This is a genomic window from Paludisphaera soli (assembly GCF_011064595.1).
In the GTDB taxonomy this organism is placed as follows: Bacteria; Planctomycetota; Planctomycetia; order Isosphaerales; family Isosphaeraceae; genus Paludisphaera; species Paludisphaera soli.
The window spans coordinates 560,078-583,448 of the sequence record NZ_JAALJI010000001.1 but is presented as its reverse complement, the minus strand read 5'-3'; the positions used below and the strand labels follow the sequence as shown (position 1 = coordinate 583,448).

The window sequence follows — 23,371 nt, the reverse complement described above, 5'->3', positions numbered from 1 at the left end:
GTCCGGCGTCGCGATCGCGGCCCGCCATGGAAGGGGGGCGTTCACACTCCGAATCGCGGGGCGGCCAGCCAATGGCATGGCGGCCGTCTGGGGAGATTGGTCTCATGGCATGGACCCTGACTGGCCACGACAGCCGGGATTCTCGACGCAGGCAGCGGCCGGCGATCGAGCAGCTCGACGCCCGCCGCCTGCTCTCGACGGGGCTCGCGGGGGCCCTCCCCAAGCACGCCGCCGTCCGGCACGCCGACGCCGCGCAACGGGTCCGGCCCGGCGCGGCGCAGCAGGCCCAGGCCCGGCCGCGGGGGGGGATGGACGGGGGCGTCCAGGACCTGAGGATCGTCCGAGGCGGCGCGGTCGCGCCTCCTCAGCGGCCCGCCCTCCGCAGGGCGGCCGAGACGGCCGAGGCGACCTCGGCCCCCGCCGGGACCCTCGCCACAGGCCCGGCCACGGCCTTCGACCCGATCATCGGCTCGGCCCAGGTCCGTAACACCTACAACGTCGACGGCTCCGGCCTGACGGTGGCGGTGATCGACACCGGGGTCAACTACAACAGCGCGAGCCTCGGCGGCGGCTACGGCCCCAACGCTCGGGTGATCGCCGGCTACGACTTTGGCGACAAGGACGCGGACCCGATCGCCTCGTCCTCGCAGCACGGGACGGCCGTCGCCGGCCTGATCGCCGGGGCCGACGCGAACCACCTGGGCGTCGCGCCGGGCGTCGACATCGTGGCCCTGAAGGTCACCGGCCCGAACAACACGGCCGACACCAACGATATCGCCGACGCGCTGCAGTGGGTGGTCGACCACCACGCCGAGTACAACATCAGCGTGGTCAACGTCTCGCTGTCCAACGGCAAGAACTACGCCCGCAACTGGTTCGCCCAGGACAACGGCGTGGGCCAGCGGATGACCCAGCTCGTCCAGCAGCTGAAGGACCTGAAGATCGCGGTCGTCGCGGCCACGGGCAACAGCTTCACCGGGCAGCAGGGCGAGGGCTTCACCGCGGTCCTCGACGGCGTGATCAGCGTCACCGCCAGCGACTCGTCCGACAGGCTCCTCGCCAACGCCCAGCGGCTCGGCGTGGAGTACGGCGGCTCGACGGCCACCGACCTCGCCGCCCCCGGCGCGGGGCTCGCCGCCCTGATCGACGGTTCGAGCTACTCGAACGTCGAGGGGACCAGCTTCGCCGCCCCGCTCGTCTCGGGCTCGATCGTCCTCCTGCAGTCGATCTACAAATCACGGTTCGGCTCGCTCCCGACGGTCGACCAGCTCGAGGGGTGGCTGGAACAGGGGGCGAAGACGATCCGCGACGACGTGACCGGCATCGAACTCGGCCGGCTCGACGTCCTCAAGTCGGCCTCGCTCGTGCCGGGCGGGTCCACTCCCAAGCCGGCGCCGACGCCGACCCCCACGCCGGCGCCGACCCCGCCCGTCGTCGTGATCCCGCCGGCCGAGCAGGTTCTCATCCCGCCGACGACGCCGGTCGATTACACGCCGGTGACCCCGACCGCCCCCAAGCCGACGCCGACGCCGACGCCGACTCCCACCCCGACCCCGACCCCGACCCCGACCACGCCGACCCCCGAGCCGACCCTCCCGGGGCCGGTGGGAAACGGCGGGGCCGAGGAGACGCCGACGTTCCTCGAGCTGCCGGTCTACCTGAACGGCAAGCCCGTGGAGGAGCTGACGGCGAGCACCGTCGACGAGGCCGCCTCGTCGACCAGGCTCGCGAAGGCCGACGTCGGTCAGCTGCTGCTCGCGATGAGCAAGTGGGCCGGCTCGTCCGGCGGCTTCCGGTCCGTCAGGGCCTGGAGCGTCTCCTCGGCTAAGTGAGCCGCGATGCGAGCGGAGGCGGCCCGTCGTTCGCACGGGCCGGCCTTCCGCGATACAATCCGGGACGATCTCAGGCCCCGCGCCGGTCTTCGAGCGCGGGGCCTTCGTCTTTTGAGGAAGGATGCACCATGAGTCGGAAGCCGGAGACCGCGGTCGTCACGGGCGCGGGGAGCGGGATCGGGAGGGGCGTGGCCGAAGCCCTGGCGGCGCTCGGGCTGAAGGTCGCGCTGGTGGGCCGCGATCGATCCAAGCTGGAGGCCACGAAGGGGCTGTTGAACGTCGCCGACGACCGCGCGCTGGTCGTCCCCTGCGACGTTACCGATCGCGAGGCGGTGGCGAAGGCCGCGGCGGAGATCGAGAAGGCCTTCGGCCGGATCGACGTCCTGGTCTGCAACGCCGGGACGAACGTGCGCAACCGCGGACTCGACGTGCTCACGCCCGAGGATTGGGACGCCATGCTGGCGACCAACCTGACCGGCCCCTTCAACGTGCTCCGCGCGATCCTGCCGGGGATGCGCGAGCGGAAGGACGGGCTGGTGATCCAGATCTGCTCGCTGTCCGGCCTGCGGGCGAGCACGCTGGGCGGGGCGGGGTACTCGGCCTCGAAGTTCGGCCAGGCCGCGCTGGGGCTCTGCCTGGGCCGCGAGGCCCGCGAGGAAGGCATCCGCTCGACGGTGATCTATCCCGGCGAGGTCAACACGCCGATACTCGACGCCCGCCCCGTGAAAGTCCCCGATGCGCGGAAGGCGGCGATCCTCCAGCCCGAGGACGTGGCGGCGGCGGTCAAGTTCCTGGTGGAGCTGAACCCCCGCGCCCGAGTGCCCGAACTAGTCCTCACGCCGACGGTCGACGACTTCTGCTGACGGGGGCCAGCCCGAAGGAGGCCCGGCGACCCTCGCGGTCGCCGGGGATCCTCGCCGAGATGGATCGGGATCAGCCGGCGACCTGGCCCGCCTCGATCTCGCCGGTGGCGTACTCGTTGAACTCGGTGTACAGGATGTGGCGGTAGAGCTTGCTCTCGGCCTGGAGCTTCGAGGGCGTGGCCATCGCCTCCACCCGGCCGTTGTGCAGCAGGATGACGTTGTCGGCCGATCGGATCGTCGACAGCCGGTGGGCGATCACGATCACCGTGCGATTGGCGGCGAGTCGGGCGAGAGTGTCGTCCAGCAGGAGCTTGACCTCGTCGTCGACGGGGGTGGCCAACTCCTCGACGATCAGGATCGACGGATCGTGGAGGTACGCGCGAGCCAGCGCGAGGCGGAGCTGCTCGTCGGGCTTGAGATAATGCCCCAGGGGGCCGACGACCGTGTCGTAGCCGTGGGGGAGGTCCTGGATGAAGTAGTGGGCGTGGGCCAGTTTGGCGGCCTCGATCACGCGCTGGAGGGTGTTGCGCGGATCGCCCAGGCCGATGTTCACCAGGATGGAGTCGGTGAAGACGAGGTCGGCCTGGAGGACCATCGCGGCCTGGGCGCGGACCGATTCCAGGGTCATCTCGCGGAGGTCGCGGCCGTCGATCAGCACGCGGCCGGCCTGGGGGTCGATCAGGCGGGGGATGAGGCAGGCGAGGGCGAGCTTCGAGTCCTCGTCGAGTCCCACGACGACGGTGCGGCCGCCGGCGGGGATCTCGGCCGAGAGCCGATCCAGGAGCATCCGGCCGGATCGACTTTCGAGCGTGACGTCCTCGAAGACGATCGCCTGGCGGAGCGGCGGCAGGAACTCGGCACCGACGTTCTGGTGCAGCTCGGGCGACCGGGCCAGGAACTCGAAGATCTCGGCCGCCGAGCGGTCGGCGTGGCGGATCGCCTTGCGCATCCGGTCCCATTCCAGGATCGGGAGGGCCAGGCCGGCGAGCGAGGTCAGGAGGATCAGCATCGTGGCGAGCGAGATCTGCCCCCTCACCAGCACGTTGTAGCCGAGCAGGCCGAAGGCCGTGGCCAGCGCGGCGCCGTAGAGCAGGGCGGAGGTCGTCGAGAGCCGGCCGTGGGTCAGCATCCGGCGGACGTCGGCCGCGCGGTAGCTCTCCAGGTGGTCGTCGAACCGGCCCCGGTCGTAGTCCTCGACGCCGTAGATCCGCACCGTCCGCAGCAGTCCGAGATCCTCGTGGAGCAGGCAGAGCTGGATCGAGGCGTCGCGCAGGGCGACGTCGTATGCGGAGCGGGCGTCCCGGTTCAGGATCCGGGCGATGAGGTAGACCAGCAAGCCGAGCGAGGCCAGGAACAGGGTGAGCACGGGCGAGGTGGACAGCGCGATGGCGGCCAGGCCGGCCCCCAGGACGATCATGCCGGGACGGACGCGGAAGTCGGCCGTCAGGGCGTCGCGGATGTCGTTGACCTCGCGGGTCCAGATGTTGACCACCGGGCCCACGCCCTCGGTGGGGAGCGACGACTGGCCCAGCCGGTACATCTGGCGGTGGATCTGGTGTCGAAGGTTGGTGGCGAGGTCGGCCACGGCCGAGGCGACCAGCGACCGGCGGACCTGCGCCGTCATCGCCAGCAGGAGGATGAGCGCCAGGCCCGAGGCCAGCAGGGTCGCCAGCGCGCCGAGGTTGTTCCTCAGGGGCGGCAACACGCGGGTGAGGCCGGCGAGCAGGCGGGCCCCGATCCGGTGCACGGGATTCGGGCTGTCCAGGTTCGCGGCGATGAGCGGGAAGACGCCGGAGTCGGCGTATTCATAGGTCTGGTCCGATTCGCCGACCTGGCGGCTCAGCGTCCACGACGGCAGCCGATCGGCCGCCGAGCGGGCGATCAGGACCTCCCCCCGGGAGGACAGGAGAGAGACGAAGAGGGCCGCCGTGATCAGCAGCAGAAGGACCAGGAGCGCTTCGCCGGCGCCGAGCAGCCTGGCGAACAGGGGGGAGCGGCTTGCGCTCAGGATCTTCTTGGCGCGCAAATAGGCTTCGGCTTGCATGCGGGAGGCTCCCCCCCAAGGGGTCCAGGGCCGGAAATCGGGTCTGCGCTCCGTCTCGCCGCGGACCATCCCGCCCCCCGGAGGGGTCGCGGAGGCCGGCGGGCCGACGCCGGGAAGGCGAAGGGCCCGCCGCGCCGTCCGGTTCGGTCTCAGGCCAAATCGCGATCCTCGAAGAGGAGGAACGCGAAGAAGAGCGCCGCTCCACTGTACAACACGCAGCAGCCGAGCGCCGGGAGAACGTAGCCGACCCAGGGGATCACGGCCCCGGTGGCGATCGAAGGGCCGGCGTTGAACAGCTCAAGCGGAGGCAGAACCCAGGCGAAGAGCTGGGCCATGAAGTGGATGAGCTGCTGGCCGTTCTGGGTCGCCGTCACCAGCACCGGGCTGAGGTGGCCCAGGAAGAAGACCATGATGCAGATGATCAGGTTGACGAGCATCGGCAGCCGGGTCGAGAGCGCCACGCTGATCGACGTCAGGATGGTGACCTCGAAGAAGCCCAACACGAGGCCCGGCAGGACCTGGAGCACCTGGCCCAGCCGCATTCCGCTCTCCAACGTCCCGGCCGACTCGCGGAGGTCATAGGGGATCTTGTACCAGACCCCGCCGGCGAACAGCCCGCCCAGGATCACGTAGAGCACCAGCACCCCCATCAGGATGCCCAGGAGCTTGCCGACGATGAACTGGCGGCGGTTGATCGGCTTGGAGAGCAGCGTGATGGCGGTCTTGCCCTCGATCTCCTCGGCCACCGTCGAGCTGGACGTCAAGAGCGCCAGCAGCATGCAGAAGAACGAGATCGTGGTCAGTCCGGTGTCCTTGTACATCTTGATGTCTTCGCCGAACGTGAAGTACGGCACGAAGATCGTGCCGACCAGCAGCGCGGCGGCGAAGAAGGCGATGACGAAGAAGGCCGGCTGGCGGATCGTTTCCTTGGCCGTCGCGAGGGCGATGGTGATGGATTTCATGAGTGCTCTGGTCGGGAGAAAGGATCGAGGGGCCGAGATCAGGGACGCGGGACGGATGAGGGCGGAGCGGTCTCGGGATCAGTAGCGGACGCCGAATTCTTCCAGCGGCGGTTCGCCGACGGGGAGCGGCGACGAGTCGACGTCGCGGATGAAGCCCCCCAGGTCGGACCGGATCGCCTCGACGAAGCCGTCGATCATGGGCCCGTCCCCCTCGGCGACCACCTCGACCTGGCCGTCGGGCAGGTTGCGGACGTAACCCGCGACCTCGAAGCCTCGGGCCAGCCAGCTCGTCGTCGCTCGGAAGCCGACGCCCTGGACTCGTCCCGAGAATAGGATGCGCCTGCGTTCAAGAGCCATGTCGAGGTCGCGACTCGGTCGGGGACGTCGCCGGCCGGAATCCGGGCCCGGTCGTGCGAGGGGACGCAAACGCCCCCGTCACGACATCTTAGCGGTTTCGACGGGGCCCGGGCAAGGGGCCGAAGCCCTCCTCCGGGACGTGGTCGGCCGCAATCGGAGCGTGAACCCCGGCGAGACGCCCCGGATGCTACGACGGTCGACGCGCGAAGGTTCGGGGCGGACTCGCGTTTCCGGAACGAGAAGGGGCGGCGACGAGGCCAGATGCCCGCCGCCGCCCCGGATTCAGTCTCGGGTGGACCGAAACGGCTCAGAGGCCGTTGAGGTCGACGCCGGCGATCTGGGCCTGGCCGGCCTGGATCGAGAGGACGGCGGAACGCGCGGGGCCGATGCCGACGGCCTCGAACGGGACGATCGGCGAGCCGGCCGAGGTCCCGGCGCGGACGCTGAGGCCCGCGACGGTGAACGGCAGGCGGTTGTCGACCCGCAGCGTGGTGCTGGCCGCGGTCCGCTTGGCCGGCTTGACGGTCACGAAGCGGGCGACCAGCTCCTGCTCGACCAGCCGGACGAGCGTCTGCGAGTCCAGCACGGCCATCGACGAGGCGTCCTTGATGGCCGCCTTGCCCAGCGGACGCCACTGGTCGTCCTGGAGGGTGTACCCAACCTGCAGGCGGCCGAGGGTCTCGCCGGCCTGCGACTCGCTGAGGACGACCTTGATGAAGACCGCCGGGGCCTTCGCGGCCGGCGACGCGTCGGCGTCGACGACCTGGATCGGCAGGTTGAACAGCCGGAGCCCTTCGAGCTTCTCGCCCAGGCGGCGGGCCTCGCCCTGGACGGCGGCACCCTCGGCCTGGACGCTCAGGAAGACGCGGCCTTCGGTGAGGAGGGCGGGGTTCACCAGCTCGTCGCCGCCGGCCGAGTCGACGGCCTCGACGAACCGCGAGGCCAGGGCCAGCTCGTAGTCGTTGAGGAACTTGGCGTCGCGCGACGCCATGGTCTCGAACGGCACGTCGTCGCAGAGGTTCCACATGGAGGCCTGGGCGACACCCTGACTGGTCCCCAGCAGCGCCAGGCTGCGGAGGCCCTTGCGGATGCGGACGTCCTCCGTGTAGTCGTCCACGTCCATGAGGGTGAACTGGTCGCGCGGGGTCGGGGCGTCGACGCCGTAGTTGAGGCAGACGGCCGGCACGGTGACGTCCAGCGTCTCGCCGACGGGGACCGCGACCGACGGGCGGTCGGAGCCGTCGACGGGCATCGAGCGGAAGCCGGGGGCGCCGGAGCCCTGGAATCGGCCGAAGCTGCCCGGGCGGTTGGTGATCATGCCCAGGCCCATGCTCTGGAACCCGCGGCCGCCCTGGCCGAGGTTGCTGGAGGCGACCAGGCCCGGCGGGACGATCACGTTCAGCCGCTTGCTCGACGCGTTGCGGATGCTCAGGTGGACCTTGTCCTGCCCCTGGCCCCGCGCGGTCACGTCAAGCTCGCCGGCCTTGGCCGCCTTGAGGAGGTCGACCGTCTCGGTCGCCGAGGCCTCGGACGGGGCCGTGCTGGGCTCCGCCTCGTCGGTCGGCCGCGCGGCCGAGACCGGACTTGCCACGAACATCAAGCTGCTGGCCAGTCCCGCGGCCGCGAGGGCCCGGACCAGGTGAAGGCGTCGCCACGGCATGGGGTATCCCTTTCTGGACGAGGCCGCGGACGATGGGGGGCGTCCCCGCTCCCGGCCCTGCTTGCGTCATCGTTTGACCGGAATCCGTCGACCGAGTTCCGCGCGTCCGGGCCGTCATGGCCGCCTCTGGCAGAGACGCCCCCCGGCGCGCGGTTATTCGAACTCGTCACCTCAGATTCTTCGGCACGAGCGACGCCGGGCTTGGGACGAAATGGAGTCGGCGGAGACTTTCGACCGCCCCAGCGTCATTCCTCCACCAGCAGGAGGCACCAGAAGGGCGCATCCTCGGCGTCCCTGGCATAACCGATCCCGACGGCTTCGAACTCGCCCATCAGGGCCTCGTTCCGGCCCTCGTCCCCGGTCATCGCCGCGACGAACGAATCGGCCGTCGGCTCGCCGGCCGAGACGACCTGCATCAGGTTCTTGAAGGAGACGCCCGCGTCCTTCATGAGAGCGGCGAGGTCCGGGACCTCCCGTTCCTCGGCCGGCTTCCTCGACGACGCAGCCAGCCCGATCGCGAGCTTCCGGGCGACTTCGTCGAGCTTGCCGTCGGCCTTGAGCGGCTCCTTGCCGCCCTTCTCGCGGGCCTCGTTGATTTTGGTCAGGGCGTCGCGGGCGGCCTCGACGGGGTCGAGCCTGGGGATCGGCGTCCCGAAAACGACGCACCAATAGGGGCGGCCCTCGTCGTCGTCGACCTTCGCCGCGCCCATCTGGGTGAATTCGCCCAGGATGTTTTTCTTGTGGCCGGGGCTCTCCATCCAGGCTTCCATCACGGCGGGGACGTCGCGCTGCCACATCGCCACGTTCTCGCCGGTCTTGAGATAGTGGTAGCCGACGCGCCTCACCCGCTCGGAAGGGGTCGAGCCGTCGGCCCCCTCGTGGGTCATCTTGTCGTGATCGACCATGTCCTGGGCGTGGAGCCGGGCGGCCTCGTCGAGCTGATCGTCGAGGGTGAGCGGCGGGAGCTTCTCCGCGGCCCGCTCCTGGTTGTGGGCGTCCAGCAGGGTCTGGCGCAGGTCCGGGGCGGCCGGCTGCTCGGCCGGACTCGGGGCGGACGCGGCGACCGCCCCGATCCAGAGCGCGACGAACAGGAGGGTCGGCTTCGGCGCGGCGATTATCTTCATCTCGGACTTCCTTCCGGGGCGAACCGCCAGTTCGCATTGACGTGGGTGGATGAACCCCATTAATTTTGAAGGCCGCGGTTCGGCTTCGACGGTCCTGGCAAGTACGCGAGGGACTTTATGAGCTTAGGAGAAGGCGGCGAGAGCGAGATCGACGTCGAGACGATCCACGGCCGCAACTGGCCGAGCGTGACCCAGTTCTCGGTGTTCCTGGAGAATCGCGTCGGCCAGGTGCTGGAGGTGGTCCGCTCCTTCCACGGCAGCAAGGTCAAGATCGTCGGCCTGACGATCTCCGACTCCGCCGACTGCTCGATCCTGCGGCTGATCCTCAGCCACCCGGAGCAGGGCCGCGAGATCCTCTCGCTGAACAAGCACCCGTTCGCCGAGAACGAACTGGTGGCCGCCGAGCTGCCCTCGTCGTCGGCGTCTCTCGCCGACATGTGTCTGGCGCTCCTGCGGGCCGAGATCAACATCCACTACGCGTATCCGCTGATCCACCAGCCCCACGGCCGGCCGGCGGTCGCCATGCACATCGACAACAACGAGCAGGCCAGCCGTTCGTTGCACGAGATGGGCTTCGAGATCCTCTGCGAGGCCGACCTCTCGAACTGACCCGGCGATCGCGGACAGGTGGCCGGTTTCCGGCCACGTCGACGGTCAGGACGCGGACGGTCGCCGGGCCACGAACATCAGGTTGCTCGCCGCCCGGTTGATCGGCCAGGTCCGCTCCAGTATAGCGTTGCACGCCCAGACCAGCCCGTGGAGCCGGCCGTAAGCGTCCTTCGCGAGACGCGGGAAGCCATTGAGCATGGTCGGCACGACCAGTCGGCGATCCCAGGCCAGGACCTCGAAGCCGGCGGCCCGCAGCAGGCCGGAGGCCGAGGCGATCGTGTACAGCCGGTCGTGGGCGGTGTGGCCCAACCGGCGCTGCAAGGCCTCGGTGTAGCTGTAGCGATTCGGGAGGCAGGCGACCAGGAACGATCCCCCGGGCCGGAGGACCCGGAATACCTCGCGCAGCGAGTTCGCCTCGTCCTCGACGTGCTCCCAGACGCCGTTGCTGGTCACGACGTCGAAGCCGCCGTCGGGCTGATCCAGCCGGTAGGGGTGCCGGATCCTGGCATATTTCAGGCCGCTGTAGTCGTGGAACGGCCGGTAGAAGTCCGCTTCCACGTAGTCGCAGCCGTGGAGGTCGAGCGAGGCTCCGAACCGGCGGCGGTAGATGCAGGAATCGACGGCGTGGCGGCATCCCCATTCCAGGACGCGGTCGCCCGGCCGAATGCCCTTCGCCAGCCAGTCGATCACCGCGAGCCGTCGGCGAAGCGTCAACGGCATGGAGAAGTGGGCGTCGAGGTACGCCTGCTCCTCGGTATCGAGCCCGTTCGCGGCGACATGGGCCTTCTGCTCGGCCCAGAGAGCCCGGATCAGGTCGGCCTCGGCGCGGTGGTCGGCGGGGTTCGGCGAAGTCCCGCGTGCCGCCCGGCGATGGGTCCCCTTCGATCCGAGAGCGGTCATTCGGTCGTTCCTTCTCCGGTCCGGCGCACGGCGGGCCCGACGGGCGTCCAGGTGCCCGGGCGGTCGAATCGCGGGCGGAATCTAACCCGTCCGGCCCGTTCGGGCAAGGTGAACCGGCGCCGACATCAGCCCTTGGATCCCATCCAGGAGGCGGCCCGGCGGAGGGGAAGTCCCAGGACGTGGAACAGGGCGCGGACGTCGTCCACTTCGAAGGGAAGCGGGAGCATCGCGCGCGCCTCGGGGGATTTCTCCAGCACGCGATCGCGCAGCCAGGAATGGGCGGCTGTCAGGACGTCGTCGTGATCGAAGGCCAGGTCCCTCGCCTCGGCGACGGGTCGCCAGGCGGCCTCGTCCGCGTCGTCGCCCCCCTGGATCGGATAATCGCCGGCCGGCAGGACCGCGACGTGGGCCAGGGTGATCGTCCTCCCCCGGGGATCGCGGCCGGGCGCGGCGAAGAAGCCGAGCGGGGCGACCGCGCCGGGGACGACCAGGCCGGTCTCCTCCTCCAACTCGCGGCGCGCGCCGACCTCGGCGTCCTCGTCCATGTCGAGGAAGCCGCCGGGGATCGCCCATCGCCCCGCGTACGGGTCGTGCTTGCGGCGGATCAGGAGGGTCTGGAGCGCGTGTTCGCGCCAGGCGAAGACCACCAGGTCCGTCGTGACGGCCGGCCTCGGGTGCTTGTAGCAATAGGGGGCTGACATGATTCGCGGCCTTGTGCGACGATGACGATTCTGGGGGCGCGGACGGTTGGTCCCGGTCGAGGGTAGCATGGGCGACGAAACGATGCACGGCGGCTTCTGGACGGAGATCGACCCCGAGGAGCCCCGGATCGTCGCCCTGACCGACGCCCTCCGCGCGGCCGACGGCCCGGCCGACCTGGCCGGCGTCTGGCCCGAGGCCATGTGGTCGCGCCTGGTCGAGGACGGCGTCCTGCGCTGGTCCGTGCCGGCGGAGCAGGGGGGCGACGCCTGCCCCCGCCCGCTCGCCGTCCAGCGCTACGCGAGGCTGGCCGAGGCGAGCCTGACGGCCGTCTTCATCCTCTCGCAGCACGACGCGGCCGTCCGTCGCCTGGCGACGGTCGCCGACCGCCCGAAGGCCGCCGAATGGCTGGCGCGGATCGCCGCCGGTCGAGCGATGGCGACGGTCGGCATCTCGCAGCTCACCACCTCGCGACGGCTGGGCGCCAAGGCGCTCGTCGCGACCGAGATCGGCGAGGGCCGCTACCGCCTCGACGGCTCCATGCCCTGGGTGACCGGTGCCGAGCGCGCCGACGTCTTCGTCACCGGCGCGCTCCTGGAAGACGGCCGACAGCTCCTGATCACGCTCCCCGGCGACCGCCCCGGTTTGACCGTCCTGCCGGCGTTCGAGCTGGCGGCGCTGCAGGCCTCGCGCACGGCCGAGGTCGCGGTACAGGGGGTCGAGATCGACGCCGACGACGTGCTGATGGGTCCGACGACGGAGATCTCCACGCAGCCCGGGGCCGTCGGCACGGCCGGGCTGGAGACCTCGGCCCTGGCCCTCGGCCAGGCCGCCGCGGCGATCGGCGGGCTGGCCGCGCTGACCCCCGACCGCATCGACCTGGTCGACCCGGTCGACCTGCTCCGCGAGCAGTGGTCCCAGGCATGGGCGATCCTGATGACCTGCGCCCGAGGCGAGGGAGACGCCGCGACCGCCGCCTCGCTGCGCGCCCAGGCGAACGCCCTGGCCCTGCGCTCGACCCAGGCCCATCTGACGGCCCGGCGCGGCAGCGGCTTCCTCCGGACCGACCCCGCCCAGCGTTGGGCGCGTCAGGCCCTCTTCTTCCTCGTCTGGTCCTGCCCCTCGCCCATCGCCCAGGCCGCCATCCGCGACCTGGCGGGCCTCTGCCCGGCCTGAGCCGCGATCACCCCGGGAACTTGCAGAGCGAGGCGACGTAATCCCTGCCGCCGTCGGTGACCCAGCCGTCGAGCTGCGCCGCGTCCTTGAGCTGCTGGCCGCGGCGGCGGTCGACGGAGAGGAACGAGCAGGGGAGGTCCGGCAGCGAGGTCAGGTCGCTCCAGAGCTTCTCGAACTGGGCGACGGGGAGGACGTCCTCCTGGCCGTGGCCCCAGCGCCTCTTCACGTCCTTGATGGTGACGTAGGTCGGCACCCGCGCGGCCAGGTTGCGGACGGCGGCGGCGACCTTCTCGGGCGAGCGGCCCAGGTCGTCGCGCGACAGGTGGAGGGCCTGCAGGAGGCCGTCGATGCGGACCCAGGTCGTCATCGAGTTGTAATAGCGCAGGGCGAACTCCGAGTCCTCGCGCGGCTGCGCCAGCCCTTCCAGCAGCCGGAGCCGGCCGCCGACGCGCGCCAGGCCGCCGCCCCGGTCGTCGATCCGCCTCGGGATGACCTCGAACGCGAGGGTCGAACCGGCCTCGACGACCCGGCCCAGGATGCCGGGGTCGACGGTCGCCCCCAGGGTGTCGATGTTGTGGACCATCAGCCACTTGAGGTTCGGGTGGGCGACCAGGAGCTTCGCGAGCAGCCCGTTGCGCAGGAGGTTGGGGACCTCGTAGAAGTGCCCGGGCGGGTTGAAGCGCTGGAGCGGGACGTTGTCGGTGTAGTCCGCCCCCTCGCCCTGGGCCTTCGCCCAGTCGAGGATCGCGCGACGGCCGGCCTCGCGGACCTTCTGCTTGTTCTCGTCGAGGGTCTCGTGGGTCGACTCCTCCCAGAGGAACGTCAGGTCGCGGGCCATCGGCACGAGCCGCTGGCCGATCGACTGGCCTCGCGAAAGGTGGACGGGGCCGTCGTGGCCGTAGTTTCCGGTCGTCGCCAGCCGCTTCGCGATGGCCCCGTGGGTCAGGTAGCTCGTCGTGACGACGTGAGGGATCGTCGCCCCCAGGGCGTCCTGGACGGCCTTCGTCTTGGCGAGGTGGACCTCCAGGAAGGAGCGATGACGGCCCTCGAACAGGGCGAACGGATTGATCGCCTTGACCACCCCCGCGCCGCTGGTCCAGCGGCTGCCGACCCCCGCGGCCAGCGAGACCACCGCGACCTCGCCGTTGCGGATCACCCGCTCTCCCAGGGCGACGGCCGTCTTCGAGGGAGCGTCGTGGGCGTCGATCAGGTCGGAGTCGTCGACGTCGTGGATCTGCATGTCCACGGGCAGGCGGTTGCGGGCCAGGCCGATGCGGCCCCGGGCCATGTCCTCGCGGAGGGCCTCGTGCTGGACCGGGTCGAAGCCGTTCTCGCGGCGGATGGCCTCGGCCTCCTCGTTCCACCGGGTCGAGGTGTCGTCGACGCCGCTCCGGGTGACGGGGAACAGCTTGTTGATCATGGTGCGGAAGACGCGGAGCAGCTCGGGCGTCTCGTCGCTGCGGTTGGCGAAGGCGTCGACGTCGGCCTTGCGGAGCCTGTCGAGCCCCGCCGTCCCCTCGGCGATCATCCGGGGGATCTGGAGCGTGTAGTACCGCGCGGGCATCAGGGCGGATGCGTCGGATTCCAGGGTCGCCCAGGTGCCCCGGGGATTGATCCGGAAGTCGTAGACGACCGGCTCCATCGCGAACGGCAGGGCGTCGTCGAGCGACCGCTTGACGCGCCGCATGATCTCGCCGATGCGGGCCTTGAACTCCTCGTGGCGGGACGGGTCGACCATGAACGCCATGCCGCCGCCGGACATGCCGCCGAGCATCAGGAAGCCCCAGAAGTCCGCGCCCAGGGCCTCGCGGGCCTCGCGGATGATCCCCTCGGTGAAGGCGCTGGTGATCCAGGGGATGATCCCCTTGAGCGGGCCGTCCCAGTTGGCGGTGGTCCAGCCGCCGAGGGCCCGGACATCCGCCTTCTCGACGGACTCCACGACCCCTTCGAAGATCCGCAGCGCCTCGCGCCGAGCCTTCCATTCGGCCTCATCGCGGAGGAGGTACTTGGCCGTCACCATGTTGAGGATCGGCCCGACGTTCTGGGCCATGCCGCCGTGGACCAGGACCATGCTGGAGGCGAGCGCCTCGGCGAACGAGCCGCGCGGGCCGGCCGTATCGTCGGCGGACTCGGCCTTCGGCCGGACGTCGACCAGGCGGTGTTCGGGGAGCAGGCGGCCCCGGCTCACGCCCCACTCGGGGTCCGCTTCGCCGGCCGGGACGCCCATGATGAGCTTCACGCCGGGGAAGACGCCGCCGGAATCCTGCCAGCCGCCCCCCGAGCCCCCGAGCCACTCGCCCAGGATCGCGCGGGCGACCACGACGCGAGACTCCTCCAGCTCCAGCGCGCCGGTCAGGTTCGTCGTCTGGCCGGTCGCGCGCATGAGCATGGCGATCAGCGACGCGAGCAGGTTGGTGGAGACGGCCAGGCGCGAGCCCTTGGGGATGTCGTTGACCTTGCTGACGATCTCCAGCCCGTGGCCGGGACGGACGACCCGAGCGAGCAACTCGGCGAGCGACGCCGACGTCCCTTCGAGCGAGGGGGGGACCAGGCCCGAGGCGATCACGCCGGCCTTCACCAGCCCGAGATAGTCGTTGCCGAAGTTGAACAGCTCCTCCAGCGTCTCGACGTCCTTGGTGGCGTCTAGGTCGATGCTGGTCAGTCGGAGGATCGGCTCGGCGATGACGCGGAGGCGGCACTCGATCGGCGGCGTGGGGGCGTCGTCGCGGCCGTGGACGCCCAAATCCACCGAGATGTTCATCACCCGCGCCCCCTCGGGAAAGTCCATCCCGAGGAAGAAGATGTCCGACCAGCCGCTGTGCGAGAGGTCCAGCCGGACGGGGGTCCGCTCCAGCAGGATCGGGTGCAGGCCGTCGGCCGAGGAGCGGTCGAGCAGCCGCGCGTCCAGCTTGAGCGGGTGCTCGTCGACGCCCCCCACGCGGAACATCCAGCGGTTGCCGGAGCAGCTCCTCACCGACCGACGAACCTGGTCGGCCAGCGTCTGGAAGGCGATCTGGTCGTAGGCCTGGGCCAGCGCGCTGCAGATGGCGCCGTTGGGATGGTCGCGCTGGAGCGTCGCCCGGAACGAGGTCACGGCCTGCTCGTAGCGGCGCTCCATCAGGTCCATGTAGCCGTCGAACGGGATCAGGCCGCTGCGGCGGATGGACGGATCCTCCTGGACGTCGTATCGGTAGATTGCGTGCAGGAAGAGGGACGCCCTCACGCGTTCGTACAGGTTCTCGGCGCGTCGGCGGAAGCGTTCCAGCTCCTCGCAGGCCTGGAGCTTCTCGGCGAGGCTCGCGCCGGCGACGAGCGCGCGGGCCGAGCGGTCGCGGATCGCGGGGTCCGAGCCGGTGATGGTCTCGATGAGGGTGGAGCCGAGTGATGCCATGATCGTCCGCGGTTGACGGGTGGGAAATCGGGGGTGTCGCACGTCGACGAACGGTCGGGCGGCTCAGCGTGGGGAGGCCTGCTCGATCCGGGCGGCGGCGTCCAGCAAGACGGCCAGGATCCGGTCGCGGTCGACGCCGGACATCGCCAACGCGACCTGGGCCTCAATGGTCCCAAACTTGACCCCGAGGTTGAACCGCTGACCGCGCGTCTCCAGGGCCAGGTACTTCTCACGCCTCGCGAGCTGGTTGAGCGCCGAGGTCAGCTGGATCGCGCCGTGCTCGCGACGGTCGCCGACGGCCTCGTCGAGCAGCTCGAAGACCGTGGGCGTCAGGACGTGCATCCCGAAGAAGCAGAGGTAATGCCCGGCGCGGAGGCCGGGGACGTGCAGCCGAAGCTCGGCGAGGGTCGGATTCGGCTTCTCGATGATCTCGTCGATGGCGTAGACGTCGGGCCGGTCGGTCAGCCGGCGGCCCGTGAGCGTGCCGTACTGGTGGATCAGATGCTCCTGGGTCGCCTGCACGGCCGACACGGCGCACGACTCGGCCGTCGCCAGCTCGATGAGCTGGCGGGCGCATCGTCGCGGGTCGGACGAGAGGTACAAGTGGTCCCCCAGCAGCAGCAGGAACGGGTCGCCGCCGGCGAACTCGCGGGCGCACCAGACGGCGTGGCCGTAGCCCCGGGGCTCGTCCTGGACGGCGAAGGTCAGGCGCTCCTCCAGGTGCAACAGACGCTGGGCCTGATCGTCCGCCCAGTCGACGTCCCGGAAGGAAGTGCGGAGGTTCCTCGCGTAGTTGCGGAAGTGGTCGCGATAGACCGCTTCGTCGCCCGGGGCGCTGACGACGCAGATCTCCTCGATGCCGCTCTCCAGCGCCTCCTCGGCGATGATCTGGAGGACCGGCTTGGTCAGGCCGTCGCGGTCGACGATCGGCAGCATGGCCTTCTGGACGGTGTCCGACGCCGGATACTGGCGGGCGCCCCGGCCCGCGGCGGTGATGACTGCCTTCGAGATGAACACGTCCCTACCCCTATCGAGCCGGAAGACCCGCCCGGATCGTAATGAAAATCCGCCAGCCCTGGGACCGACGGTGCGTGCGGTCGCAGGGGGTCCCGACGGCGCGAACGGCCCGACGACCGCGAGCCCTCCCGACGGTTGCAGTCTAATCGTCGCGCGGACGCCCGGGAAAGCCGGTTGCCCCTTGCGCGACCACTTCCACCCCCTTCACCGGACCTCCTTCTCGGCCGTCCGAAAACCCGGGGGGCTGGCCCCTTGACTTCCGAACCCGGCGCCACTAACCTGTGACTATCTCAACGAGACGTGCTCGGGAACGATATCCCGCCGTCCTTGGGGATGTAGCTCAACTGGTTAGAGCACCGGCCTGTCACGCCGGAGGTTGCGGGTTCGAATCCCGTCATCCTCGCTTCCTTCCTCCCTTCGGGCTTTCGATGCCCGTCCTTTTCTCTTCCATCCTGAAGAGAGTCACTTGAAGCTTGGTGAAGCTCTCGATCGAGGGCTTTCCACCTTCACCTATTTGGGCTGCGAGCCCAATATGCTCCAGGTTTGCGCGACCTGCGCTTCGCGAATTGATCGACAGGATCCGCGCCGGCATGCCTCGGGTGGGCTTGATGCCGAGCGTTCGTCGGACGATAATTCAAACTTCGTCAGAACGAGCGCGACGTGCGGAGACGACGCGGGCCCATCGCAAGTACTGGGTCGGTCGCGGCTCTTCCTCTACAGAGGGGGCCGGCCGACGCGGGAGGATTCAAGCCAGAGATGTACGTACCAGCGAAGCTGTTCTTCACCAAGGGAGTCGGTACCCACCGCGAAAAATTGACCAGCTTCGAGCTGGCGCTCCGGGACGCCCAGATCGCCTGCTATAACCTGGTGCGGGTCTCCAGCATCTTCCCGCCGCGCTGCAAGGAAGTGACGATCGAGCAGGGGCTCAAGGAACTGAAGCCCGGCCAGATCGTCCACGTGGTCATCAGCGAGTGCGCCACAGCCGAGCCCAACCGGTTGGTCGCGGCGAGCGTCGGGGTGGCCATCCCCCGCGACCGCGACCAGTTCGGCTACCTGTCCGAGCACCACGCCTACGGCCAGACCGCCAAGACGGCCGCCGACTACGCCGAGGATCTCGCCGCCGAGATGCTCGCGACGATCCTCGGGGTGGAGTTCAACCCCAACAGCTCGTGGGACGAGAAGCGCGAACTCTGGAAGATCGCCGACGTCATCTACAAGACGAAGGAAGTCACCCAGACCGCCGTCGGCCACAAGGACGGCCTCTGGACGACCGTGATCGCCGCCTCCGTCCTCCTCCCCTGATCGACGCGCCTTCCCCGGCACCCGACCCCGCACAGGCCCACCGCCGTGATCAAGACGCGGGTCCTCCTCGTGGCTCCCGACGAGCCCGATCCCGACGCCCTCATCGAGGCCGCCGCCGTCCTGCTCGGCGGCGGCCTCGTCGCGTTCGCCACCGAGACCGTCTACGGGCTCGGAGCCGTGGCGACCGACGCCGACGCCGTCCGCGGGATCTTCGAAGCGAAGGGGCGGCCCTCCTTCAACCCGCTGATCGTCCACGTGGCCGACGTCGCCCAGGCCCGATCCTTAACGACCGAGTGGAGCGATCGGGCGGAATCCCTGGCCGGTCGCTACTGGCCCGGCCCGCTCACCCTCGTCGTCCGCCGCACGTCGGCGATCCCGGACGTCGTCACGGGCGGCGGCGAGACAGTGGGCCTGCGCGTCCCCGCGCCGACGGTCGCGCGACGACTCATCGAGCGGGTCGGCCTCCCCCTCGCCGCGCCGAGCGCCAATCGGTCGAACCGGATCTCGCCCACGACGGCCGAGCACGTCCTCGGCGACCTGGAGGGTCGCGTCCACCTGATCCTGGACAGCGGGCCGACCACCGTGGGGCTAGAGTCCACCGTCCTCGACCTGACGACCGACCCACCGGCCGTCCTGAGGCCGGGCCCGATCGGCCGGGATTCGCTGTCGGCCACCCTGCAAGGGCCGGTCGTCGCGGGCGGCCGAGCCGCGCGGGCCGACGAGGCCGATCTTCTGACGAGCCCGGGCCAGTTGTCGGTCCACTACGCCCCCCGGACGCGTGCCGTCCGGGTCGCGACGCTTGCCGACCTGGCCGAGATCGACTGGCCGCCGGCCTCGGGGCTCCTGGCGTTCGAGTCGATCCCGACCGACGCGACGCCGACGGGTGTGGCCCGATCGATCCATCCCCGGGCGGACTCCGCCTCGCGCGAGTTCTACCGGGCGCTTCACGATCTCGACGCCCGGCGGCTCGACCTGATCGTGGCCGTCGAGCCGCCGCCGGGCTTCGAGTGGGAGGCCGTCCGCGACAGGCTCTCGCGGGCGACCGTCCCGTATCAGAGGAAGAGCCGGCGCTGACCTTCGAGCAGGTCGTCCATCACGTCGCGTTGCGGCTCGGTGAGGCCGAGGTGGCGGTAGGCGGCCGAGGTGGCCACGCGCCCGCGGGGCGTCCGGACGACGAACTCGCGGCGGAGGAGGTACGGCTCGACCTCGTCGCGGATCGTGTCGACGGCCAGCGTCATCGTGGCCGCCAGGGCCTCGGCGCCGGTCGGCCCCCCCTTGAAGACGCGGATCAGGGTGTCGAGGTAGCGACGGTCCTGCTTGTCCATGCCCTCGGAGTCGATCTCCTGCATGTCGAGCGCGTCGCGGGCCACGCCCAGGTCGATGGCGCCGTCGGCGCGGGCGAGCGCGTAGTCGCGCACCCAGCGGAGCCGGGCGTTGGCGATCCGGGGCGTGCCCCGGCTGCGGCCGGCCAGCTCCCATGCGGCGTCGTCGCTGATCGTCGCGCGCATCTTGGCGGAGTTGATCGTGATGATCCTCGCCAGGTCGTCGGGGTCGTAGAATTCCAGGTGCTCGTGCATGTGGAACCGCTCGCGGAGCGGGGCCGAGAGCATGCCGCTGCGCGTCGTCGCGCCGATGATCGTGAACCGCTTGAGCGGCAGGTTGATCGTCCGGGCGGCCATCCCCTCGCCGAGGACGACGTCGACGCGGAAGTCCTCCATGACCGGGTAGATGAACTCCTCGACCGCGCGCGGGAGCCGGTGGATCTCGTCGATGAAGAGGATGGACCCTTCCGACGCGTTGGTCAGGTAGGGCATGACGTCCATCTTCTTGTCGAGCGACGCGCCGCTGGTGAGGTTCAGCTCGACGCCCAGCTCATTGTGGAGCACGCTCGCGAAGGTCGTCTTGCCCAGGCCGGGGGGGCCGTCGAACAGGATGTGGGGCAGGGGCTCGCCACGCTTCTTCGCGGCCGCCAGCGCGATCGAGAGCCGCTCGGCCACGGCACGCTGGCCGATGATCTCGGAGAGCCGCTGCGGTCGCAGCTTCTCCTCGACGGCGTCGGCCGGCGACGGGGGCGCGGCGGGTGCGGCCTCGGGCCTCGGCTCGCCGTCGTCGCCCGACTTTCCCTTGATCTTCACTTCTCTCGCCATGGCGTGGTCCCTCGTGTCGCCCGGGGCGGGGCCGGTGATCGGCTCAGTTCTTGTCCTGCTGGTAGATCGCTTCGATCATATCGGGCACCGACTTGAACTTCTTCTTGCCCGCGAGAGCCCGGTCGATGGCCGCGCGAGCCTGCATCTCCGTGTGGCCGACCGAGAGCAGCAGGGCGTAGACGTCGCTCACCACGTCGGGCTCGGCGTTCTCGGCCTTGCCGTTGGTCGGGGCGGGTGCCGACGCGGTGCCGTCGGGATTGACGATCAGGGCGAAGATGCCGACCTTCCGCCGCAGCTTGGCGACGATCCGTTCGGCCATCGCCTCGCCGATCCCCGGGAACGTGGCCAGCATCTTCACGTCCTGGTCCTGGATCGTCCGGGCGATCTCGCGGACCGGCCGGACCATCGCCCGCAAGGCCTTCCGCACCCCCACGCCGTCGACCGAGCAGAAGGTGTCGAAGAACTCGCGGTCGACCGTCGACAGGAAGCCGATCAGCCGGGGGTTCATCCGCCCGCCCATCGCCTGGCCCTCGATGAAGAACGTCGTGTGCAGGGTGACCGTCTCGCCCACCTTCCCCTGGACCTGACGCCGGGTGTGCTCCGGGATCAGGACCTCCAGCTCGAACGGGTCGACCGCCAGGGTCAGGCTCTCTTCGGCCACCGCGCGGAGAACGCCTCGGATTTGAGTGATCACCAGAGCCCCTCGCTCCCTCGAACGCCTGTGTGTTTTTGTTCAGTAATTGTAGACGGCCGCCGGCCGACGGGCAAGAGGATATCGCGAGTCCTGGAATCGGTCGCCGTCAGACTCGTCCCGACCGGCGCCGCGAGGCTCGATGCCAGGCCCTCCGCCTCACGCCTAGGGCCACCCGGTGGGGACGTCCCCCAGGGACGCGAGGTCCTCGGTCCCGTCGTGGCCTCCGCCCGGGCGCGAGCCTCGGTGCCTTCGACGAGACGACCGGCGGACGCACCGAACGGCGCGGCCAGGAGTCGCGCGTCGTCCGGGCCCGACCTCGGTGCGCGCGGACCGGCTCCGAAGGCGATCGTCGGATGCGCGCGGGCTCGACGCTCGTGATCGCCGTCCATCACCACCGCCTCTGGGCGTGTCGCAGCGCGCGAGGCGACGAGCCGCGCGAGCGCCGCGAGCCGGACCCTGGCGAGGCGGCGCGCATCCGTCGCGCGACCTCGGTCGGCCCCCACGAGGGACATGGAGCAAGTGGTCGACCATCGCGTCGAAGGCCGGCGAACGACGGACGGAGCGGAGGGCGCGCCGCCCCCGCGCGGGGCCTCGTCGCGCTCGTCGCGTCGTCACATGGCAGGGCCGGACCAACATCGATACGAGTCCTCTCGACCTCCGCACGCGCGATGATTCGCCCTCCGAGGGGGCTTCGATCGCCTCTTCGCGCGTCGGACGATTTCGAGGCCCTCCAACAGCGCCTCTCAGGCGGTCGCGGCGCGCGGCTGCGTGGGCGCGAGAACGCGTCGACCCTGGAAAACATCGGGCGAAACCGTGATCCATCGACGTTCCAACGTACAAGCTCCTGTTAACAAGGTGATTTCCGAACGTGCGAGCGAACCATGATGCGAAAGGTGCGAGAGGCGGAAAAACCCGAAAAATTCCACGAAAAAGGGCGATTTCGGAGGATCTTCCCCTTCCACTAGTTCAAAGATTTGGTATGAATTGGCGCAGGGACCGCTCAATGAGAGATGGTCCGTCACGAGTTCATGTCCGACGACGAGGTGCCCCGATGGCCACGAAGAAAGCGACACCGAAGAGCAGCGCGCCCAAGGCCGCTCCGAAGAAGGCCGCCGCCCCCAAGAAGGCCGAGAAGGCCATGGCCCCCAAGGCCGCCGCCCCCGCCGCCCCGAAGAAGGCCGCCGCCCCCAAGGCCGCCGCGGTCAAGAAGGCCGCCCCGAAGAAGGCCCCCGCCGTCAAGCTGACCGACTCCCAGGCGAACCTGCTCAAGGAGATCAGCGGGGCGGGCGAGACCGGCCACATCGCCACCAAGAAGATCCAGAAGCAGCTCGACTCGCTGCAGGCGAAGAAGCTCATCAAGAAGGGCAAGAAGGAAGGCGACTTCTTCAAGTACCACGTGACGAAGATCGGCGAGAAGCACCTCTCCACGCAGTCCAGCGGGTCCGCCTCGGGCGCCTCGGCCTGAACGAAGGCCGAGTTCGGACCGCAGCGGAGAGTATGGGCCGAGTCCGCGTCGGAACGGGCTACGGCCCTTTTTGCTGCGCCGAGCCCGACCGCACCGGAGGCGGTGGGGCCGGGGCGAAGACGACCTTGGCGGGACTCGCGATCCCCGCTATGATCCCCGCGACTCGCCTCCCCGCGCGGTCCCGGCGTACCGGCCGGCACGTCTCCGACCCACGACCTTCGGCCAAGGATGGTTCCTCGACCATGGACGATCGAGCACTCTGGAACGGCGCGACGCGACGCGCGGCGGCCCGATGGGTCCTCGCCCTGGCCGCGTGCGCGACGGGCTGCAGCACGTACGTGGGCACCACCGCGCGGAGCTTCCTCGGCCACGTCCGCGACAACCCGGACCCCAACGTCCGCTACGTCGCCTACACCAAGCTGGCCTCGAAGGACGCCTACGACACCGACGACGAGCGTCGCGAGGCGGTCGCGACCCTGGTCGAGAAGTACGAGAAGGGGAACGAGCCCCTCGCCATCCGCGCCATCATCTGCCGGACCCTCGGCGAGCTGGGCGACCCCGCCGCCCGCGAGGTCCTGCTGAAGGCGGTCCACCACCAGGACCCGGTCGTGAAGATCGAGGCCTGTCGCGCGCTCGGCAAGGTCGGGCTGCCGGAGGACGCCACGGTGCTGGCCCAGACGATGACGCTCGACAACCTCGAGGACGCGCGGATCGCCGCCATCGAGGCGCTGGCCGACCTCGGGACCCGCGACCCTCGGATCTTCAAGGTGCTGCTCGACGCGATGGAGCACGACGACCCGGCCATCCGCCTGGCGTCGCTCAACGCCCTCCGGAAGATCACGTCGAAGGACCTCGGCACGGACGTCGCCGCCTGGCGTCGCGAGATGGAGCCGATGATCGCCGCCATGCCTGCGGACCTGGTCCCCCCCGCGTCGGTGACCGCCGCCGCCGACGAGGCCGCCGCCGGATCCGCCGCGGCGAGGACCGCGATCGCGCGCTGATCTGCCGAGACGGCGGCCGTCGCCCTCGACGATCGACGTCTGGGATGGCCTCGCGGCGGGACGTTCCGGCATAATCGAATCACGACGCGAACCCTCGCTCGATCCTGGAGGTCGAGAGGGGGCGCCCC

Annotated in this window: 19 protein-coding genes and 1 tRNA gene; 9 read left to right on the top strand and 11 right to left on the bottom strand. The window is 70.2% G+C overall.

The features are described 5' to 3' along the window. The first annotated feature begins 104 nt into the window (after positions 1–104). Both G6O68_RS02100 and G6O68_RS02095 read left to right on the top strand, forming a co-directional pair. The gene (locus tag G6O68_RS02100) at positions 105–1,832 is read left to right on the top strand and encodes a S8 family peptidase (RefSeq protein WP_165244260.1); all 1,728 of its coding nucleotides are present in this window, start codon (positions 105–107) and stop codon (positions 1,830–1,832) included. A gap of 128 nt (positions 1,833–1,960) precedes the next feature. Beyond that, positions 1,961–2,695 carry an SDR family oxidoreductase gene (locus tag G6O68_RS02095; protein WP_165244258.1) on the top strand — a complete coding sequence of 245 codons (735 nt, stop codon included), beginning with the start codon at positions 1,961–1,963 and terminating at the stop codon, positions 2,693–2,695. A 70-nt stretch (positions 2,696–2,765) separates the two neighbouring features. Here G6O68_RS02095 and G6O68_RS02090 read toward each other — a convergent pair whose 3' ends face one another. The 5 genes from G6O68_RS02090 to G6O68_RS02070 form a co-directional block, all read right to left on the bottom strand. Further along, positions 2,766–4,739: an ABC transporter ATP-binding protein gene (locus G6O68_RS02090; protein WP_165244255.1), complete on the bottom strand. Its 1,974-nt coding sequence runs from the start codon at positions 4,737–4,739 to the stop codon at positions 2,766–2,768. Between the two features lie 149 nt (positions 4,740–4,888). Then, positions 4,889–5,701 carry an ABC transporter permease gene (locus G6O68_RS02085; protein ID WP_165244253.1) on the bottom strand — a complete coding sequence of 271 codons (813 nt, stop codon included), beginning with the start codon at positions 5,699–5,701 and terminating at the stop codon, positions 4,889–4,891. A gap of 78 nt (positions 5,702–5,779) precedes the next feature. Then, positions 5,780–6,058, bottom strand: coding sequence for an acylphosphatase (locus G6O68_RS02080; protein WP_165244251.1), 279 nt, complete (start codon positions 6,056–6,058; stop codon positions 5,780–5,782). A 307-nt stretch (positions 6,059–6,365) separates the two neighbouring features. Further along, positions 6,366–7,718, bottom strand: coding sequence for a hypothetical protein (locus tag G6O68_RS02075; RefSeq protein WP_165244249.1), 1,353 nt, complete (start codon positions 7,716–7,718; stop codon positions 6,366–6,368). Between the two features lie 245 nt (positions 7,719–7,963). Next, entirely contained in the window at positions 7,964–8,842 is an 879-nt protein-coding gene (locus G6O68_RS02070; RefSeq protein WP_165244247.1) for a CAP domain-containing protein, read from the bottom strand. Between the two features lie 117 nt (positions 8,843–8,959). On the opposite strand from G6O68_RS02070, the gene G6O68_RS02065 reads away from it, so the two are divergent. Then, positions 8,960–9,451, top strand: coding sequence for an acetolactate synthase (locus G6O68_RS02065; RefSeq protein WP_165244245.1), 492 nt, complete (start codon positions 8,960–8,962; stop codon positions 9,449–9,451). Positions 9,452–9,496: 45 nt separating this feature from the next. On the opposite strand, the gene G6O68_RS02060 is transcribed toward G6O68_RS02065, so the two are convergent. Both G6O68_RS02060 and G6O68_RS02055 read right to left on the bottom strand, forming a co-directional pair. Then, positions 9,497–10,351, bottom strand: a complete 855-nt coding sequence (locus tag G6O68_RS02060; protein ID WP_165244243.1) for a methyltransferase domain-containing protein — start codon at positions 10,349–10,351, stop codon at positions 9,497–9,499. A 125-nt stretch (positions 10,352–10,476) separates the two neighbouring features. Beyond that, positions 10,477–11,052: an NUDIX domain-containing protein gene (locus G6O68_RS02055; protein WP_165244241.1), complete on the bottom strand. Its 576-nt coding sequence runs from the start codon at positions 11,050–11,052 to the stop codon at positions 10,477–10,479. 67 nt (positions 11,053–11,119) lie between these two features. Here G6O68_RS02055 and G6O68_RS02050 point away from each other — a divergent pair, with 67 nt between their 5' ends. After that, entirely contained in the window at positions 11,120–12,226 is a 1,107-nt protein-coding gene (locus tag G6O68_RS02050; protein WP_165244239.1) for an acyl-CoA dehydrogenase family protein, read from the top strand. Between the two features lie 7 nt (positions 12,227–12,233). Here the strand turns inward: G6O68_RS02050 and G6O68_RS02045 are convergent, their stop codons facing one another. Together G6O68_RS02045 and G6O68_RS02040 are read right to left on the bottom strand one after the other, a co-directional pair. Continuing rightward, on the bottom strand, positions 12,234–15,617 hold the full coding sequence (locus G6O68_RS02045) for a UTP--glucose-1-phosphate uridylyltransferase (protein WP_165244237.1): 3,384 nt from the start codon (positions 15,615–15,617) through the stop codon (positions 12,234–12,236). A gap of 63 nt (positions 15,618–15,680) precedes the next feature. Continuing rightward, positions 15,681–16,634 (bottom strand): sugar phosphate nucleotidyltransferase, encoded by a 954-nt coding sequence (locus G6O68_RS02040; RefSeq protein WP_165244235.1) that lies wholly within the window; start codon positions 16,632–16,634, stop codon positions 15,681–15,683. A gap of 329 nt (positions 16,635–16,963) precedes the next feature. On the opposite strand from G6O68_RS02040, the gene G6O68_RS02035 reads away from it, so the two are divergent. From G6O68_RS02035 to G6O68_RS02025, 3 genes are all read left to right on the top strand, one after another. Further along, positions 16,964–17,037 (top strand) — tRNA-Asp (locus tag G6O68_RS02035). A gap of 353 nt (positions 17,038–17,390) precedes the next feature. Next, complete coding sequence (locus G6O68_RS02030; protein ID WP_165244233.1) at positions 17,391–17,936, top strand: pyruvoyl-dependent arginine decarboxylase; 546 nt, start codon at positions 17,391–17,393, stop codon at positions 17,934–17,936. A gap of 45 nt (positions 17,937–17,981) precedes the next feature. Further along, positions 17,982–19,010: an L-threonylcarbamoyladenylate synthase gene (locus G6O68_RS02025; RefSeq protein WP_206107992.1), complete on the top strand. Its 1,029-nt coding sequence runs from the start codon at positions 17,982–17,984 to the stop codon at positions 19,008–19,010. Here G6O68_RS02025 and ruvB read toward each other — a convergent pair. Then, on the bottom strand, positions 18,989–20,083 hold the full coding sequence (ruvB, locus tag G6O68_RS02020; protein ID WP_165244231.1) for a Holliday junction branch migration DNA helicase RuvB: 1,095 nt from the start codon (positions 20,081–20,083) through the stop codon (positions 18,989–18,991). The genes G6O68_RS02025 and ruvB overlap by 22 nt on opposite strands. 43 nt (positions 20,084–20,126) lie before the next feature. Continuing rightward, positions 20,127–20,777: a Holliday junction branch migration protein RuvA gene (gene ruvA / locus G6O68_RS02015; protein ID WP_165244229.1), complete on the bottom strand. Its 651-nt coding sequence runs from the start codon at positions 20,775–20,777 to the stop codon at positions 20,127–20,129. Positions 20,778–21,828: 1,051 nt separating this feature from the next. Between ruvA and G6O68_RS02010 the strand changes: the two genes are divergently transcribed. After that, positions 21,829–22,242, top strand: coding sequence for a hypothetical protein (locus tag G6O68_RS02010; protein WP_165244227.1), 414 nt, complete (start codon positions 21,829–21,831; stop codon positions 22,240–22,242). Between the two features lie 242 nt (positions 22,243–22,484). Beyond that, a complete protein-coding gene (locus G6O68_RS02005; protein WP_165244225.1) occupies positions 22,485–23,243 on the top strand; it encodes a HEAT repeat domain-containing protein in 759 nt (252 codons plus the stop codon). Positions 23,244–23,371: the final 128 nt, after the last annotated feature.